Annotated in this window: 17 protein-coding genes and 2 tRNA genes; 14 read left to right on the top strand and 5 right to left on the bottom strand. The window is 31.2% G+C overall.

The genetic code is table 11. The features are described from left to right. Window positions 1-45: 45 nt before the first annotated feature. From TD29_RS07810 to tgt, 3 genes are all read right to left on the bottom strand, one after another. The gene (locus TD29_RS07810) at window positions 46-957 is read right to left on the bottom strand and encodes a DMT family transporter (RefSeq protein ID WP_040279921.1); all 912 of its coding nucleotides are present in this window, start codon (window positions 955-957) and stop codon (window positions 46-48) included. Further along, on the bottom strand, window positions 944-2,014 hold the full coding sequence (locus tag TD29_RS07805; protein WP_040279920.1) for an LptF/LptG family permease: 1,071 nt from the start codon (window positions 2,012-2,014) through the stop codon (window positions 944-946). The genes TD29_RS07810 and TD29_RS07805 overlap by 14 nt, the downstream gene beginning before the upstream one ends. 69 nt (window positions 2,015-2,083) lie before the next feature. Further along, window positions 2,084-3,214 carry a tRNA guanosine(34) transglycosylase Tgt gene (gene tgt, locus TD29_RS07800; RefSeq protein WP_040279919.1) on the bottom strand — a complete coding sequence of 377 codons (1,131 nt, stop codon included), beginning with the start codon at window positions 3,212-3,214 and terminating at the stop codon, window positions 2,084-2,086. Window positions 3,215-3,436: 222 nt separating this feature from the next. Between tgt and TD29_RS07795 the strand changes: the two genes are divergently transcribed. From TD29_RS07795 to TD29_RS07785, 3 genes are all read left to right on the top strand, one after another. Next, window positions 3,437-4,282, top strand: coding sequence for a transketolase (locus tag TD29_RS07795; protein ID WP_040279918.1), 846 nt, complete (start codon window positions 3,437-3,439; stop codon window positions 4,280-4,282). 21 nt (window positions 4,283-4,303) lie between these two features. Next, a complete protein-coding gene (locus TD29_RS07790) occupies window positions 4,304-5,257 on the top strand; it encodes a transketolase family protein (protein WP_040279917.1) in 954 nt (317 codons plus the stop codon). 160 nt (window positions 5,258-5,417) lie between these two features. Further along, a complete protein-coding gene (locus TD29_RS07785; protein WP_040279916.1) occupies window positions 5,418-6,008 on the top strand; it encodes an outer membrane beta-barrel protein in 591 nt (196 codons plus the stop codon). Window positions 6,009-6,086: 78 nt separating this feature from the next. Here TD29_RS07785 and TD29_RS07780 read toward each other — a convergent pair whose 3' ends face one another. Then, the gene (locus TD29_RS07780; protein ID WP_040279915.1) at window positions 6,087-7,025 is read right to left on the bottom strand and encodes an FKBP-type peptidyl-prolyl cis-trans isomerase; all 939 of its coding nucleotides are present in this window, start codon (window positions 7,023-7,025) and stop codon (window positions 6,087-6,089) included. A 126-nt stretch (window positions 7,026-7,151) separates the two neighbouring features. On the opposite strand from TD29_RS07780, the gene TD29_RS07775 reads away from it, so the two are divergent. Both TD29_RS07775 and TD29_RS07770 read left to right on the top strand, forming a co-directional pair. Then, entirely contained in the window at window positions 7,152-7,532 is a 381-nt protein-coding gene (locus TD29_RS07775; RefSeq protein ID WP_040279914.1) for an RNA-binding S4 domain-containing protein, read from the top strand. Between the two features lie 57 nt (window positions 7,533-7,589). Continuing rightward, window positions 7,590-8,093, top strand: a complete 504-nt coding sequence (locus tag TD29_RS07770) for a phosphoribosyltransferase family protein (RefSeq protein WP_040279913.1) — start codon at window positions 7,590-7,592, stop codon at window positions 8,091-8,093. On the opposite strand, the gene TD29_RS07765 is transcribed toward TD29_RS07770, so the two are convergent. Further along, complete coding sequence (locus TD29_RS07765; RefSeq protein WP_040279912.1) at window positions 8,085-8,603, bottom strand: shikimate kinase; 519 nt, start codon at window positions 8,601-8,603, stop codon at window positions 8,085-8,087. The two genes, TD29_RS07770 and TD29_RS07765, sit on opposite strands and share 9 nt — an antisense overlap. Window positions 8,604-8,732: 129 nt before the next feature. Here TD29_RS07765 and TD29_RS07760 point away from each other — a divergent pair. From TD29_RS07760 to TD29_RS07720, 9 genes are all read left to right on the top strand, one after another. Further along, window positions 8,733-8,805: transfer RNA gene (locus TD29_RS07760), tRNA-Lys, on the top strand. 58 nt (window positions 8,806-8,863) lie between these two features. Further along, a tRNA-Leu gene (locus TD29_RS07755) sits at window positions 8,864-8,947 on the top strand. A gap of 268 nt (window positions 8,948-9,215) precedes the next feature. After that, window positions 9,216-10,115 (top strand): MerR family transcriptional regulator, encoded by a 900-nt coding sequence (locus tag TD29_RS07750; RefSeq protein WP_040279911.1) that lies wholly within the window; start codon window positions 9,216-9,218, stop codon window positions 10,113-10,115. A 53-nt stretch (window positions 10,116-10,168) separates the two neighbouring features. After that, complete coding sequence (locus tag TD29_RS07745) at window positions 10,169-11,635, top strand: phytoene desaturase family protein (RefSeq protein WP_040279910.1); 1,467 nt, start codon at window positions 10,169-10,171, stop codon at window positions 11,633-11,635. A gap of 1 nt (window position 11,636) precedes the next feature. After that, window positions 11,637-12,476, top strand: coding sequence for a phytoene/squalene synthase family protein (locus TD29_RS07740; RefSeq protein ID WP_040279909.1), 840 nt, complete (start codon window positions 11,637-11,639; stop codon window positions 12,474-12,476). Between the two features lie 4 nt (window positions 12,477-12,480). Next, window positions 12,481-12,930: a sterol desaturase family protein gene (locus tag TD29_RS07735; protein WP_040279908.1), complete on the top strand. Its 450-nt coding sequence runs from the start codon at window positions 12,481-12,483 to the stop codon at window positions 12,928-12,930. Window positions 12,931-12,946: 16 nt separating this feature from the next. Further along, a complete protein-coding gene (locus tag TD29_RS07730) occupies window positions 12,947-14,110 on the top strand; it encodes a lycopene cyclase family protein (protein WP_040279907.1) in 1,164 nt (387 codons plus the stop codon). Between the two features lie 77 nt (window positions 14,111-14,187). Then, complete coding sequence (locus TD29_RS17855; protein ID WP_052467024.1) at window positions 14,188-17,094, top strand: sensor histidine kinase; 2,907 nt, start codon at window positions 14,188-14,190, stop codon at window positions 17,092-17,094. A gap of 15 nt (window positions 17,095-17,109) precedes the next feature. Next, window positions 17,110-17,862, top strand: coding sequence for a LytR/AlgR family response regulator transcription factor (locus TD29_RS07720; protein ID WP_040279906.1), 753 nt, complete (start codon window positions 17,110-17,112; stop codon window positions 17,860-17,862). Window positions 17,863-17,935 lie beyond the last annotated feature (73 nt).

Genomic DNA, 17,935 nt, shown 5'->3' with positions numbered 1-17,935 from the left:
AAACACCTAGAGATTCATTACCATTTATTTAGTTATGAGTCTCCATTAAGACTTGTTCACTAAACTACTTTTGTTTTTATGGTTCTTATAGTTTTTAAGAATTCCATCTGCTATTACCGTTGATAAAACCAAAAATGCACCATAATAAAATTGTGTGCTCATAATTTCGGTTTCGGGAAAAAGCACTAATGCTAATGCAATACCATAAAGCGGTTCTAGATTATAAGTTAAAATCACAGTATACGGACTTATATGTCGCATCACATCTACCGAACCTATAAAAGCATAGGCAGTACACACAGACGCTAAGATGGCAATATACACCCAATCAGATGTTGATAGCACAAAAAATTCTGCTGTAAAACCACCATGATATAACAGAATAAATATTGACAAAAACACAACTCCGCTTAAAAATTCATAAAAGGAAATAACTGTAGCACGATGCTCTGCAATAAATTTTCCGTTAATCACTGCAAATAATGTGGAGAATAAAGCTGAAGATATACCTAACAAAATCCCATTAAGATATTTGATTTCGCTTTGTGTGATTAAAAAAACGCCTAGTATGACAATCATTCCGAAGAGAATTTCATACCAAATAATTTGTCGTTTATAAATTAAAGGTTCTATAAATGAAGCAAAAAAAGCACCTGTAGAGAACATGGCTAAGGTTATAGAAATATTTGATTGATTGATGGCTTCAAAAAAAGTAATCCAATGTAAAGCAATGATAATACCTGCTCCAAAAAATTTAAGTTTTGTCTTGGTAGAAACTTGTATTTTAAGCTTAATAATTTTGATATATAAAAACATCAATACACCAGCAATAAGCATACGATACCAAACTAAAGCCGTAGAGCCAATAGAAATTAATTCTCCAAGTATAGCAGTAAATCCTGCTATAAAAACGAGAAGGTGCAAATGAAAATAATTTGTAAGCTTAGCGTTTGGCATTGAATAGTAAATATGCAGCTAAGATCCCAAAAACAACATTTGGCAACCATACAGCTACTATTGGAGAAAAACTTGATTGTGCTGCTAATACACTAAACACTTTATCAAAAAACACAAAAATCATCGCAATAGTAATACCAAATGCTAAATTAATTCCCATACCACCTCGACGTTTAATTGAAGATACAGATACTGCAATTATGGTTAAAATAAAAACAGATACAGGTAAGCTCCATTTTTTATGTTTAACCACTTCGTAACGACCAATATTTGATGAACCTCTTCGTTTTTCTTTTTCAATAAAATCGATGAGATCTCCATATTGAAGTGTTTCGGCAATGTATGCTTCGGGAGTTAAATCATCTGTGTCAAACTCAAAAGCTATATCTTTTCTTCTTGAAGTTTCAATACTATCATTATCTACTCCAAAAATACGTTTGGTGTAATTTATTAAACGATAAGTAGAATCTTGATCAACAATAGAAGTAGCCGATATTTTATACGTAAGTTGATTACCTTCAAAATGCTCTAACGTAAAATTACTCCCACGTTTTGAAACCGGATTAAAATTACTGACATAGATATAATCATTGTCATTAATTTGCCTATAAATATTTGTAGTTTGAGTGAGTTTGGCATTTTTTTTAAGATAGGTATATTTAAACTCATTAAACCCTTTACTAGCATTTGGCGCAAGGTATAATCCCATGATTAGGGCTAAACTTGCCACAAGTGTAGCACCAATCATATAAGGTCTTAAAAATCTCCAAAAAGACACACCAGAGCTTAAAAAAGCGACAACCTCTGTATTATTAGCTAACTTAGACGTGAACCATATTACTGAAATAAATAAAAATATTGGGTATAATAAATTCGCAAAGTAAATTGTAAAGTCTAAGTAATATTGAGCGACGGCTACAAAAGGTACTTCTTGGGCTAGAATTTTATCAATTTTCTCAGCAAGATTTACTGTAATCCCAATAGGAATAAACAGTAACAGCATCATTAAAAATGTAAATAAATAGCGTTTTAATATGTACCAATCAAGTATTTTCATCCTCTCCTAACCTCTCTAAATAAGAGAAATAATTACGTTTAAATTATCATTTTATAGTTGCTGTCGTCATTACAGACGCTTATCCATTTGTTTTACCATTTTATCTTTCCATTCTCTAAAATCTCCCGCAATAATATGCTTTCTAGCTTCTCGAGTTAACCACAAATAAAATCCTAAATTATGAATTGTAGCAATTTGTTTACCTAGCAATTCATTCACTGTAAACAAATGTCTAAGGTAAGCTTTGCTATATTCGGTATCAACAAAGGTGATTGCCATTTCATCAATAGGAGAAAAATCATCTGCCCATTTTAAATTCTTAATATTAATAGAGCCGTGTGCTGTAAATAACATTCCGTTTCTTGCGTTACGTGTTGGCATCACGCAATCAAACATATCAACACCTAATGCGATATTCTCCAAAATATTTATTGGCGTACCAACTCCCATTAAGTAACGAGGTTTATCCCAAGGCAAAATTTCACAAACCACATCTGTCATAGCATACATTTCCTCAGCAGGTTCTCCAACAGATAAGCCTCCAATGGCATTACCTTGAGCTCCAGCATTAGCAATATATTCTGCCGATTGTTTACGCAAATCCTTATACGTACTTCCTTGAACTATAGGAAAAAACGTTTGTTCATAATCATATTTAAATGGTGTTTTATCTAAATGAGTTAAACAACGCTCTAACCATCTATGCGTCATATGCATAGAACGTTTTGCATAGTTATAATCACAAGGGTAAGGTGTGCATTCATCAAAAGCCATAATAATATCGGCTCCTATACTACGCTGTATTTCCATCACATTCTCTGGTGTAAATACATGATAACTACCATCAATATGTGATTTAAACTTAACACCTTCCTCTTTAATTTTTCTATTAGCAGAGAGAGAATATACTTGGTAACCACCAGAATCTGTCAAAATATTACGATCCCAATTCATAAACTTATGCAAACCGCCCGCTTTTTCTAAAATAGGTGTTTGCGGTCTTAAAAATAAATGATATGTATTACCTAAGATAATATCAGGATTAATATCATTTTTTAGTTCACGTTGATGTACACCTTTAACAGATGCTACAGTGCCAACAGGCATAAATATAGGTGTCTCAATTTGACCATGATCTGTTGTAATTACACCAGCTCTTGCTTTACTTTGAGGATCACTTGCTTTTAATTCAAAATTCATAATGCGTATTCGTAAGTGAGCAAAGATAATTATCTCGACGTATTATGGTCTTAAACATTTAATAAATTTATGACTTCGGAAACATAAATACTAGTTTTCATATTTCATTTGAATAAAAATTGTTAGCAACTGACTAAAATCGTTAATAAGTGCAGGCATTCTATTTTTGATTCCCTTATCGAAAACTTTACTTTTGATACTTAAAATATTCACACTGTTTATATGCCAAACACACAACAATTACAAGACTTAACAACACAAGTTCGTAGAGATATTTTACGAATGGTTCACAAAGTAAATTCTGGACATCCAGGAGGTTCATTAGGATGTGCCGAATTTTTTGTTTCACTCTACCAAGATATAATGGATAGAAACGACACTTTTGATATGGATGGAATTGGTGAAGACCTTTTCTTTTTATCTAATGGTCATATCTCACCAGTATATTATAGTGTTTTAGCTAGATCAGGATATTTTCCTGTTGATGAGTTAAACACATTTAGACTCCTTAATTCTAGACTTCAAGGACACCCTACAACTCACGATGGTTTACCTGGAGTTCGTATTGCTTCTGGTTCACTAGGGCAAGGTTTTAGCGTAGCACTTGGTGCTGCTCAAAGTAAAAAGTTAAATGGTGATAACCATTTAGTATATAGCCTACATGGTGATGGTGAGTTACAAGAAGGGCAAAACTGGGAAGGCATCATGTATGCTGCAGGAAATAAAGTTGATAATATTATCTCAACTATAGACTTAAACGGTCAACAAATTGATGGTTCTACAGACGTCGTTTTACCTATGGGAAACATAAGAGCTAAATTTGAAGCTTTTGGTTGGACTGTTGTAGACATAGAAAACGGAAATGATATTACTGCTGTTTTAGAAGGAATGGCAAAAGCAAAATCATTAACAGGTAAAGGAAAACCGGTTTGTGTATTGCTAAAAACAATAATGGGTAATGGTGTAGATTTTATGATGCACACTCATGCTTGGCATGGTAAAGCACCTAACGATGAACAATTAGCCGAAGGATTAGCTCAAAACGCTGAAACTTTAGGAGACTACTAACCATCACAATCTAGATACAACATGAAGACATATACAAATACAGGAAGTAAAGATACACGCTCAGGTTTTGGAGCAGGATTAACAGAATTAGGACAAACCAATGAGAATGTTGTTGCACTTTGCGCAGATTTAATTGGCTCTTTAAAAATGGACGATTTTAAAGCCAATCATCCAGAACGTTTTTTTCAAGTAGGAATTGCAGAGGCTAATATGATTGGTCTAGCAGCAGGAATGACTATTGGAGGAAAAATTCCTTTTACAGGAACATTTGCAAACTTTTCTACAGGTCGTGTTTATGATCAAATAAGACAAAGTGTAGCCTATTCTGGTAAAAATGTAAAAATTTGTGCTTCTCACGCAGGATTAACGCTTGGCGAAGATGGAGCAACTCATCAAATTCTTGAAGATATTGGTTTGATGAAAATGCTACCAGAAATGACCGTAATTAATACATGTGATTACAATCAAACTAAAGCTGCAACTATTGCTTTAGCTAAACATGACGGTCCTGCTTATTTACGTTTTGGAAGACCGAAAGTACCTAACTTCACTCCCGAAGATCAAAACTTTGAAATTGGTAAAGCAGTACAACTTACCGAAGGTACTGATGTTACTATCTTAGCCACTGGACATTTAGTTTGGGAAGCTCTTGAAGCTGCAAAATCATTACATGAAAAAGGCATTTCTGCCGAAGTCATAAACATTCACACTATAAAACCTTTAGATGATAAAGCAATTTTAGAGTCGGTTGCTAAAACAGGATGTGTGGTTTCTGCCGAAGAGCATAATGTAATTGGTGGTTTAGGAGAAAGTGTTGCTAGAGTGTTATCACAACACAAACCTGCTCCTCAAGAATTTGTAGGTACACAAGATACCTTTGGTGAATCTGGAACATCTGATCAACTTATGGATAAGTATGGTTTAAATGCAAAAGCTATTATAAATGCTTCGGAAAAGGTCATCAAAAGAAAATAAGTTCTAATTGAATTATAACTTTAAAATCTAGCTCTAATCGGCTAGATTTTTTTGTTTAGAGACATTTGGGTGATCTGGCAAATTTCAGAAAAAAAAAGAAATAATTTTCATTTGGCAACGTTTTTGATACTATACATCCAAATCTCAAAAAACGAATATTATGCAAAAATTAGTTATTAGTACGTTATTATTAACGTTGTTTTGTTTGAGTGCGCAAGCACAAAACGGAAGTTCATTTGGTATTAAAGGTGGACTTAATTACAATGCCAATGGTGATTATTTTGAATCTATTGGTGAAAATGCAAGAAACCCAGAACGCAATGTTGGTTACCATGTTGGTGTTTTTGGAAAAATTGGTGACAAATTATATTTTAGACCAGAATTGGTTTACACGAGCACAAAAAGTGACTATGATAGTGATGAGTTTACAATGAAAAAAATTGATGCTCCTCTATTAGTAGGTATAAAAGTAATTGGCCCTTTAAGTGTGTTTGCTGGACCCTCGTTACAATATATTCTTGATACCGAATTTGATGGTATAAATATTGACGATGTTGAAGATGAATTTTCTGTAGGTTTAAACTTTGGAATTGGATTAAACCTCAATAAATTTGGTATTGACTTAAGATACGAGCGAGGTTTTAGCGAAAATGAAGGTACTTTTATTGAAAATAATTTGGGCACTGGTATTGTAAGTAGAATTGATACAAGACCAGATCAATTAATTTTGAGCTTGTCATTTAAACTGTAATGATCACGAAATTGTTTAAAACAAAAAAAAAGACGCTTTAAGCGTCTTTTTTTTGTTTTACTTTATAAACGAAATGAATTAACTTTCTTCATCCTGATTAGACGCTGTAGAGTTTTCATCTAAATAGTTTGGAATACCATCATTATTAGAATCATCGTTTGTTGGATCACCATCGTTATCTAAATCTTCATTAATAGTTAAGACACCATCATTATCATCGTCAATATCTAAATAATTAGGAATCTCATCACCATCGGTATCGTCATCTGTAATGTTTTCATTTACGTCAAGATCTTCTAAATGTGTAAAAACACCATCGTTATCATGATCATTAGGATTTGAAGCATATAGTTCAAATTTAAAGACCAAGTTAGCGTACGTTGGAATTGAAGGTGGAGGAGCATTAAAGTATGCTAAACCTGAAGGTAAAAACATAACACCTAAGCCATAATTATCATAACTTATTGTTCCATCTTCATTAATGGTTGGTCCATTTTCTGCAGTTTTGAAATCTTGCAACACATCTCTCCAACCAGGAATTACCTGTGTTAAATCTAAAGTAGTTGGATTTACTGTACTATCAAATACATCACCATCTTGTGCAAATCCAGTATAACTAATGCTTACATCATCTGAAAAATTAGGCTTAGGCCCTCCATCTCCTTCAAATAATGCTGGATTTAAATCTAATACATAATATTCATAATCCTGACTCTGGAATGTAGCTGTATACATCACAACATCATTCACCAATAATTCATTAGGATTACCTTCGCTATCTGTAGCAGAATCAGAGATAATAATATCATCTTTAGTGTAATTCATAGAAGAGTCACTAAAAAATGATTTGTTATAGTAATGTGTTTGCAAATACTCGATAAGAGAATCGCTATCAACAATTTGTTGCTCTCCTCTATCACGAGCCGGAACGATAACTACATCAGTATCATCTGGCGTACAGGCTGCAAATGTAGCAACCATAATGACAATAAAAATTGTTATATATTTAGAATTCATAGTGATAAATTTTTCTTTAATTCAAATAAAATTTGAAGTGTTCAATATTGCTTATTTTTAACGCGCAAGATACAATAATATAATACTTTTGCACAATACAATTAACGTCAATTTCACAGTTTTAATATGCGTATAGATAAATATCTTTGGTGTACTAGATATTGCAAAACAAGGAGTATTGCAACAAATGCTTGTAAAAAAGGGCATGTAAAGGTTAATGGTCAAGTTGTAAAGCCTAGCAGAGATGTTTATGCAACTGATAAAATTGATTTTAGAAAAGATCAAATTAATTACCAATTAATTGTCAATGATTTACCCGAAAGTCGCGTAGGTGCTAAAATTGTAAATTTATATGTTACCGATGTTACTCCTAAAGAAGCCTTTGATGCTAAAGATTTGCTCAAATATTCTAAAGATTATTATAGAAAAAAAGGAGCAGGTAGACCTACTAAAAAAGACAGGAGAGATATTGATGATTTTTATGATTCTCCAGAAGAAGATATATAAAATTTAAAGTATAATTAAGCAAACTCTTTTTTATATTTGATGAAACCGAAATTACCTATGAGTATTACTAAAAATATCATTTTAGATCATCAAGAAATACAGCACAAAATAAAACGAATTGCTTATCAAATTTATGAATGTAATATTGATGAGAATGAAATTATTCTTGCTGGTATCGAAGCTAATGGTTTTATACTTGCTAAAAAACTGAAGAAAGTTTTAGAAAACATTTCTGATGTTAATCCCGTTTTATGCAAGGTTACTATTGACAAAAAAAATCCGTTAGATTCAATAAAAACATCCTTAACAACAAGTGAATACTCAAATAAATCAATAGTTTTAATTGATGATGTTCTTAATTCTGGTGGTACTCTTATTTATGGTGTAAAACATTTTTTAGATGTACCATTAAAGCAATTTAAAACTGCGGTATTGGTTAACAGAAATCATAAAAAATATCCTGTTAAAGCCGATTTTAAAGGAATTTCACTATCCACATCATTACACGAACATGTAGTGGTAGATTTAACAAGCAAAGTGTATCAAGCTTTTCTAAAATAATTTTAAAATTAAATCATCTACGACCTCATTTATTTTTAAACCATCAGTTTTAATTGTAATGCTTGACTGTTCGTAATAAGGAGCTCTTTCAAAGATGTGCTTTCCTATAAATTCGTTTAGCGCATTCTTAGTGTCTATATGTGATATTAATGGTCTTTTATCTTTTTCTTCAAACAATCTATCTGACAATGTAGGAATAGATGCTTTTAAATAAATACTTAAGGCATTATTAGACTCTAAAATTAAAGTCATGTTATTTCCATAGCATGGAGTTCCTCCTCCCAATGAAATTACTGTTTTATTTAAGTTTGTAAGTTCTTTTAGGTAGCGATTTTCAATTTTTCTAAAATAAATTTCCCCTTTGCTCTCAAAAATTTTTTTTATCGAAGTTTGTTCTTTTTCTTCAATATAATCATCTAAATCAATATAATTATAACTTAAAATTTCAGCTAAATTATTGCCAATTACCGACTTACCCGATCCCATATACCCAATTAAAAAAAGCGTCATATTATGTTTATAAATTGATTACTAAAACGAAAATTAATGTTTGAACAAAAAAACAAAAAAAAAATTAAAAATAGGTTTGGTTTATTGATTAATCGTTTTATATTTGCAGCCTCGTTAGAGAAACTTATTGACTAGTTAGCTCAGTTGGCAGAGCATCTCCCTTTTAAGGAGAGGGTCCTGGGTTCGAGCCCCAGACTGGTCACAACAAGAAAAAAGTTAAGCATTTGCTTAACTTTTTTTTTACCTTTATTGAAAATAATGCGCACGTGGCGGAATTGGTAGACGCGCCAGCTTGAGGGGTTGGTGGACATTAGTCCGTGGAAGTTCGAGTCTTCTCGTGCGCACTTATTCTTTTCAGTCTAAAATGACTTATAACTCACAAAAAATCTTCTCTTAGAATGTAGCATTCTTAGACTTAGATATAGTTATTTCTCAATATTCAAAAGACTACCCTAAAATACCTTCCTTTAATAACTCAATTCAGAAGTAAATTAAAAATAGTCTCTCGTTTATTAACTAAATCTCATAATCGATTTACTAAGGTTTAAATTTTAAAAACGTAAATCAATCCCAAAAAAAACACTATTTTTGTTTAACCTTTTTAAACTAAAAATGAACAACATTAAAAACTCCTTTAGTATTAAAGATTTAGAAAATCTTACAGGCATAAAAGCCCATACTATTAGAATTTGGGAAAAACGTTATAATTTACTTCAACCCGAACGCACAGATACAAACATTAGAACCTATAGTACAGACAATCTACAAAAGCTTTTAAACATTAGCTATCTAAATAATAATGGCTACAAAATATCAAAGATTGCCTCACTTGACTCAAATCAAATACCAAATTTAGTTAAAGAGGTAGCTCAAAGTGATTGCACAAATAATCATGCCATTGACACCTTTAAACTTTCAATGCTCAATTTTGACCAAAAACTGTTTTATGACACCTATGAAAGTCTATTAAAAGAGAAGTCAATTATAGAGATGTTCTATCAAGATTTTATCCCTTTACTTACCGAAATTGGCTTACTATGGCAAACCGATACCATCACACCAGCTCACGAACATTTTTTAACCTCTTTAATTAGACAAAAGATTTTAATTAATACCGAAAAATTACAATCTCAAAATCAAGCAACAACTAACAGTGTTTTTGTATTGTACCTACCCGACAATGAAGTACACGAGCTAGGTCTTATGCTAATTAACTATCAACTCATTGCAAATGGGCACACGACTATTTTTTTAGGTCAAAGCGTACCTATTAACAGCCTAAATGATTTACTCAGTCATTATGAGAATATTACCTTTATATCTTACTTTACAGTTAAACCTGATAAAGAAGTTTTAGAAGATTATCTAATTGAGTTTTCAGAAAAAATACTAATAAAAAAATCTGTCAAGCTTTGGGTACTCGGTAAAATGATAAATGAGTTCGATAAAAGTTTACTCCCAAAACAAATAACAGCCTTCAACTCAATTGAAGATTTAGTTAAAAAAATATAAAAAAACTGAGTAAAAGTTACTTTTGTTTAACTTTTTACTAAATTTGTTAAACAATGAATACACACATTTCTATAATTGGTTCTGGGTTTTCTGCACTAGCTGCGTCTTGTTACCTTGCACGTGACGGTTACAACGTCACTATTTTTGAAAAAAACAAAACTATTGGTGGTCGTGCTAGACAACTAAAAAAAGAAGGCTTTACCTTCGATATTGGTCCTACATGGTACTGGATGCCTGATGTTTTTGAACGTTTTTTTGCAGACTTTAATAAAACACCAGAAGATTATTATACCTTAGAGAAACTTAATCCTGCATATTCTGTTTACTTCGGAAAAGAGGACTACATTACCATTGAGGATACTTTAGAGAAAATCTGCATTGCTTTTGAACATGAAGAGCCAGGGAGTTCTAAAAAATTAATGGCATTTATTGAAAACGCCCAAAACAACTACGATGTCGCTATAAAAGACCTAGTTTATAGACCAGGAGTATCTCCTTTTGAGCTCGTAACTCCCGTAACCATTAAAAAGATTGGTCAGTTTTTTAGTACCATTAAAAAAGATGTAAGAAAAGAATTTAAGAATGATAGATTAGCTATGATTCTAGAATTCCCAGTGTTGTTTCTTGGTGCAAAACCAGACAATACACCTTCATTCTATAGTTTTATGAATTATGCCGATTTTGGCATTGGCACATTTCACCCTAAAAAAGGAATGTATCAAGTTGTTCTTGCCATGGAAACTCTAGCCAAAAGTTTAGGTGTAAACATCCTTACAGAAAACCCAATAGATAAAATTATCGTAAATAATGGCAAAGCAACATCTCTTATAGCTAATGGTGTTGAACATAAAAGCGATATCATATTGAGTGGAGCAGATTACCATCATACCGAAACATTATTAGATGCTCAGTATGTACAATATTCTAAAAACTATTGGGAGAAAAAAACATTCGCGCCTTCTTCCCTCTTATTTTATGTAGGCTTTGATAAAAAACTTAAAAACGTAAACCATCATACCTTATTTTTTGATGTAGATTTTGACGTGCATGCAAAAGCTATTTATGATGATCCCAAATGGCCAGATAACCCTCTATTTTATGCAAGTTTTCCATCAATTACAGATGAAAGTTCTGCACCAGATGGTAAAGAAGCTGGTATATTCTTAATTCCTTTAGCTCCAGGTTTAGAAGACTCAACAGCATTAAGATCAAAATATTTTGATAAAATTATAGATAGATTTGAAAACTTAACATCACAAAACGTAAAAAATAATATTATATTTAAAGAGTCCTTTTGCGTTAATGATTTTATAAATGATTACAACTCGTATAAAGGAAACGCTTACGGAATGGCAAATACACTATTACAAACGGCATTTTTAAGACCTAAATTAAAAAGCAAAAAAGTAAACAATTTATATTTCACAGGACAACTAACGGTTCCAGGACCAGGAGTTCCACCATCTCTAATTTCGGGGAAATTGGTAGCAGAACTCATTAAAAAACACCACAGCAACTAATATGAAATCAATCTTTGATTCTGTTTCACACGCATGTAGCAAGACCGTCACAAAGTCTTATAGCACTTCGTTTTCTCTTGCAACAAAAATGTTGTCTAACACAATACGACAAGATATTTATAACATCTATGGCTTTGTAAGGTTTGCAGATGAAATTGTAGATTCTTTTCATGATTATGACAAACAAGTACTATTTAATAATTTTGCTAACGATCTAGAACTTGCATTAGAACAAAAAATTAGCTTAAACCCTATTTTAAATTCATTTCAAGAAACCTATCACAGACATAATATAGACAAACATCTAGTTGATGCCTTTATGAAAAGCATGCGAACAGATTTACATAAAAACACCTATCTAACCAATGAAGAATACAACGCTTATATTTATGGATCTGCAGATGTTGTAGGCCTAATGTGTTTAAAAGTATTTGTAAAAGGAGATCAAGAAAAATATGAATCTCTCAAGGATTCTGCCATGAGTTTAGGCTCAGCCTTTCAAAAAGTAAACTTTTTAAGAGATCTCAAAGCCGACTTTGAAGACTTGAGTCGTACCTATTTCCCAAATACAGATCTCAACCATTTAGATGAAGTTTCAAAACAAGCCATCATCACAGATATAGAAAATGATTTCGCTAAAGGGTTTGAAGGCATTAAACGTTTACCAATAGAAGCTAAATTTGGAGTTTTTGTAGCCTATAGATATTACAGTCAGTTGCTTAAAAAATTAAAGAAAACACCAGCTTTAGATATCAAATCAACTAGAATTAGAGTTGCCAATTATAAAAAATTTGAATTACTCACAAGAAGCTATGTTAAATATCAATTAAACTTAATGTAATCACATGCACACGATATACTGGATTTTAATTTTCTTAAGTGTTTTTAGCACTATGGAGTTCATGGCTTGGTTTACGCACAAATATGTCATGCATGGATTTTTATGGAGTTTACACAAAGACCATCATCACAAAGATCACAACAGTTGGTTTGAGCGTAATGATGCCTTTTTTATATTTTATGCCATTGTAAGCATGACATGTTTTTACCTATGGAGTTATGAAAACGTTTGGTATTGCCTGCCCATTGCTCTTGGCATTATGGCATATGGTGCAACCTATTTTATTGTTCATGACATTTTTATTCACCAACGTTTTAAAATGTTTCGAAATGCCAATAATTGGTACGCCAAAGGTGTAAGACGAGCACACAAAATGCATCATAAACACCTTGGTAAAGACAAAGGTGAATGTTTTGGGATGCTTTTCGTACCTTTCAAATATTTCAAAAAATAAGTAGCTTCATTCATTTATGACATCGCCTTCCCATTTCGATTTTATCATTATAGGAAATGGATTAGCAGGACTCCAATTAGCATTAAAACTAACTTCGGAAACGTGCTTTGACCAGAAAACAATAGCCTTAATAGATCCATCTGATAAGTCTGAAAATGACAAAACTTGGAGTTTTTGGGACGAAAAACCTTCAGCATGGCATGGAATAACCTATAAATCTTGGAGCAAAGCTACTATTATTACCAACAAAAGAACAACCAACTTAAACCTCAAACCATATACCTATAAAACCATACGTGCTATAGATTTTTATACCCAAGCTAAAGCACAACTCAATCAAAAAGAGACTGTCACATTCATTTTAGAAAACGTCACCTCTGTTATCGAGAAAAACGATGTTATAGTTACAACCAACAAAGCCACCTACACAGCTTCTCATGTTTTTGATAGTAGAATACCTAAAGATTTTACTTCGGAAAATGATAATAGCATTTCTATTATTCAACATTTTAAAGGTTGGGTAATCAAAACAGAATCTGACGTTTTTGATGACAACGAAATCACTATGATGGATTACCGTCTAAAAGATGGAAACCAAACCACATTTACCTACGTATTGCCATTTTCAAAACGAGAAGCTTTAGTCGAATTTACTTATTTTACAGCTAACACAGTTGAACAATCTACTTATGATACATTTATTAAATCCTACATTAAAGAGTATCTAAATATTAACTCCTACTCTATCATAGAAACCGAAGCTGGTCAAATACCAATGACCAATTACAATTTCTCAAAATGTAACACCAGTAAAATTACCAAAATAGGCACAGGAGGCGGTTGGGTAAAAGGTTCTACAGGCTATTCCTTTAAACATACCGAGAAAAAAGTAGCATTAATTATAGAGAATTTAAAAGCCAATAAAATTCCGTCACAGCAACTTTTCCGAAGAAAATATAAATTTTACGATACCATATTTCTTAAAGTTCTCAAAGATGACAATCATAAAGGCGAGTGGATTTTTGAAAATTTCTACTCCAAAAACTCAGTGCAAACCATGTTTAGGTTTTTAGATGAAGAATCTTCGTTTAAAGAAGAACTTAGTATTATGCTATCGCTTTTTTCATGGACTTTTATAAAGGCTTTTTTTAAAACCTTTACCATTCATAAAAAGAAATAAGCATTTTATTAAAAAAACCTAAACACCTATTCTTATTTTAATAGCTTTACATATCACCTAATTTGTAACGTTTACGATTGAAAAAATTACTCATACTCTTAATATTAATTTCGGCTTCCATTTTACCTGCGCAGCAACCTGTTAGTATACACTTAACAGAAAAGGACGGCTTGCCTGATATTGAATTTTATGATATTACTGAAGATAAAGATGGGTTTATATGGCTTGCTGCAGATAAAGGATTGTATCGTTATGATGGTAATAAATATGAGCTTTTTACGCATCCGTTAAAAAAAGGAAGATCTCTTTTTGGACTTAAATTTGACACAAAAGGCAGATTGTGGTGCAATAATTTAGCAGGTCAATTTTTTTATGTAGAAAACAATGAACTCCTACTGTTTAAAGACTTTGAAACCATCAAAACGCTCACTGAGTTTCTAATTTTTGAAAATAATTTAATCATAAACAATTTAAATCATGGTCTTGCCGTAAACCTAGAAACTAAGGAGGAAACTATTTTTATCGATAATTTAAATTCTGGCAATTCTTTTAGTAATATTGATTCTTCTCAAGGTCTATTTTATGAAAGTATAAACAATGTTATTTATCAATTTAACGCTCTAGATCTTACCTATAAAAAACAAATTACTAAGTCGAAAATACAAAGCCTAAAAGACAGAGGTGAGTCTAAGTTTTTTAAATATGAAAACGACTTATATTTTTTTAAACAAAATATAATAGAAAACAAACCTGAACTTTTTAAAATTAATACTGATAGTAAGGTAGTCAAAACCATACCTAGTAAGTTACAAAATGTTGATATAAACCACGTTTATGTAATTGACAACAACCTTTGGGTATTAACAAATAAAGGGATTCATATTGGAAAAATAACTAAAAACAAATTTGAACACATAAACACTTTATATCCAGAAAACTTTATTACAGATTTATTTATTGACAGTAATGACAACTACTGGTTTACTACTATTAACGACGGCATATTTGTTACACCTAATCAAGAATTAAAAACCTACAATGCCATTTATAAAAACAATAAAAAAGATATTAGTGATATTGCTATAATAGACTCATTAGCCTTTTTTGCAGCGAGTAGAAATGGTCAAATCTCTAAAATATCAAAACATAATATAGAAACGCTACCAATTAATAATACCAACGAAGTTTTTAATATCGCTTATAACCCTGTATCTCAAAAACTACTTACTTGCAGTCGTTCATCGTCATCTATTTTTGATGTTGCAACTCAAAAACAAAGGCCTGTTTATCAATTTTATTCAAAATCAATTTCAGTTATTGACAAAGATAATTACCTCCTTAGCTTGCCGTTTAGCGCATCTATATATAATGAAAAAAAAGACACCATATTTCCTATTCTAAATGTTAGAAGTTATGCCTCTGTTTACCATAAAAACTCAAACACAGCATATATAAGCTACATAGATGGGTTTAGAGCTCACAATTTGACAACTCATAAAACTCAAGACATCTTAAATAATGGTCAACCTGTTTTAGGCTCTGAAGTTGCCATAAATGATGATGGCTTCGTTTGTATAGCCACACACAATAATGGCGTTTTAGGATTTAAAAACAATAAAAAGATTTTTAGTTTTAATAATAAAAACGGGTTACAATCTCAAATTATTAATGCCATTCAATTCAAAAACAATACAATTTGGGTTGCTACAGATAAAGGCATACAAAGCTATAATTACAAAACTGGTAAAACCCAAAATATTACAAAACAAGATGGCTTAGCGTCAGGCAATATAAATACTTTAAAAGTTATCGATAACACGGTTTTATTTGGTTCTAATTTAGGTTTGTTTAGTTTTAACTCTACTAAAATTCAAAAAAAACAAAACGAATTAAAACCTTATTTCACTTCTATATCTATTGAAGAAAAAGACACATTATTACAGTCTTCTTATACAATTAAGCAGGATCAAAGTGAGATTAAAATTGAATTTAACACCAATGGTTTCCAAACTCATGAATTTGTAGAATATGCCTATAAATTAGAAGGTTATAATACAAATTATATTAAAATTGAAAACAATAGCAACTTTGTTAAATTTAACTCATTGCCTAAAGGAAAATTTAAATTTTTATTAAAAGCTAAAAATAAATTTAAAGATAGATACTCTAACCCAATTTCAATTAACTTAAATGTCACCTCTCTATTTTACAAAACACTTTGGTTTTATGCATTATGCGCATTTATAACCTCACTACTATTTTGGTTCTACTTTGATAAAAAAACCAAACGTTTAAAAAAGGAACAAGAAACAGAATTAGAAAAAGCAAATATAAGTAAAGAACTCGTTTTTACTCAAATAGAGAATTTGCGTTCACAAATGAATCCTCATTTTATATTTAATGCACTTAACTCAATTCAGGATTATATTATTTTAAACGAGAAAAAATTAGCACGTCAATATCTCGTGAAATTTTCACGTTTAATACGAACGTATTTAGAGCATAGCCAAACCAATGAGGTGTCTTTAAAAGAAGAAATAAAAGCCCTAAACCTTTATTTAGAACTAGAAAAAGAGCGGTTTGATGATGATTTATTTTTTAAGATCAATGTAGATAAACTATTAAACTTAGATACTATTTATGTGCCTTCTCTCTTTATTCAGCCTTATGTAGAAAACGCTTTAAAACATGGGTTACTTCACAAAAAGGACAACAAAAAAGTGGAGTTATTCTTTTATAAGGATCAGCTACAAAACATATTAGTTTGTGAAATAACAGATAATGGGATTGGTAGAGAAGCGTCTGCAAAAATTAATAGTCAACGTATAAAAAACCATAAATCATTTGCTACTACAGCCAACCAAAAACGAATACATTTAATCAATAGAAGTCAAGATAAAAAAGTAGCGTTAACCATTGATGATCTAGTCAACGAGAAGTTTGAAGTTGCAGGTACAAAAGTAACTATAACCATAACGCTCTAATAATACAATAAACATATGAAGGCCATAATTATAGATGATGAAAAACGTGCAAGACGAATTTTAAGGACAATTATAGAAGAAGAATGCCTCGAAATTAGCACCTTATTTGAAGCCGAAAACTTAGTAGATGGTGTTGCAATTATAAAAGCAGAACAACCAAACTTAGTATTTTTAGACATAGAAATGCCTAACCATTCTGGTTTACAAATTTTAGAATTTTTTAAAAATGAAGTCATTAATTTTCAAATCATTTTTACAACCGCTTATGGTCATTACGCTATTGAAGCTTTTAAATTATCAGCAATAGATTATTTACTTAAACCCATTGACGTTATAGAAATGAAAGCAGCTATATTAAAAGCATCAACTCAAATTAAAGAACATTTTATAAAAGATAAATTAATTACGCTTGAGCGTAATTTTGAGCAATTAGCGTTAAATAAAATTGCTTTAGAAGTTCCTAAAGGGATTAGGTTTGTATCTCATGAAGACATTTTATTTTTTGAAGCCGATGGCGCATATACCAAAGTACACCTGCAAAATGGAAAAACAGAATTAATTTGTAAAACTTTAAAACACTTTACAGAACAACTAAGCAATAAATCATTATTCTATAAACCTCATCGCTCCTTTCTTATCAATTTAAAGTACATGAATGAGATTACCAAAAAAGATGGTTTGCAAGTGATTATGAGTAATAATAAAAGTATTCCTATTGCTCGTGAGCGAAAAGAAGAATTTATGCATATTATAAATACAGTATTTTAATAAACGTAAATTCGTTTTAGTTTCCGTTCATTAGTAAAATCATACCATTCACAAAAAAGTCAAACAAACTCCA

Origin of the sequence: Psychroserpens damuponensis (assembly GCF_000826655.1) — a bacterium.
GTDB lineage: Bacteria > Bacteroidota > Bacteroidia > Flavobacteriales > Flavobacteriaceae > Psychroserpens > Psychroserpens damuponensis.
Note: the sequence above shows the minus strand (reverse complement) of the source record. Positions and strands in the feature narration are given on the sequence as shown.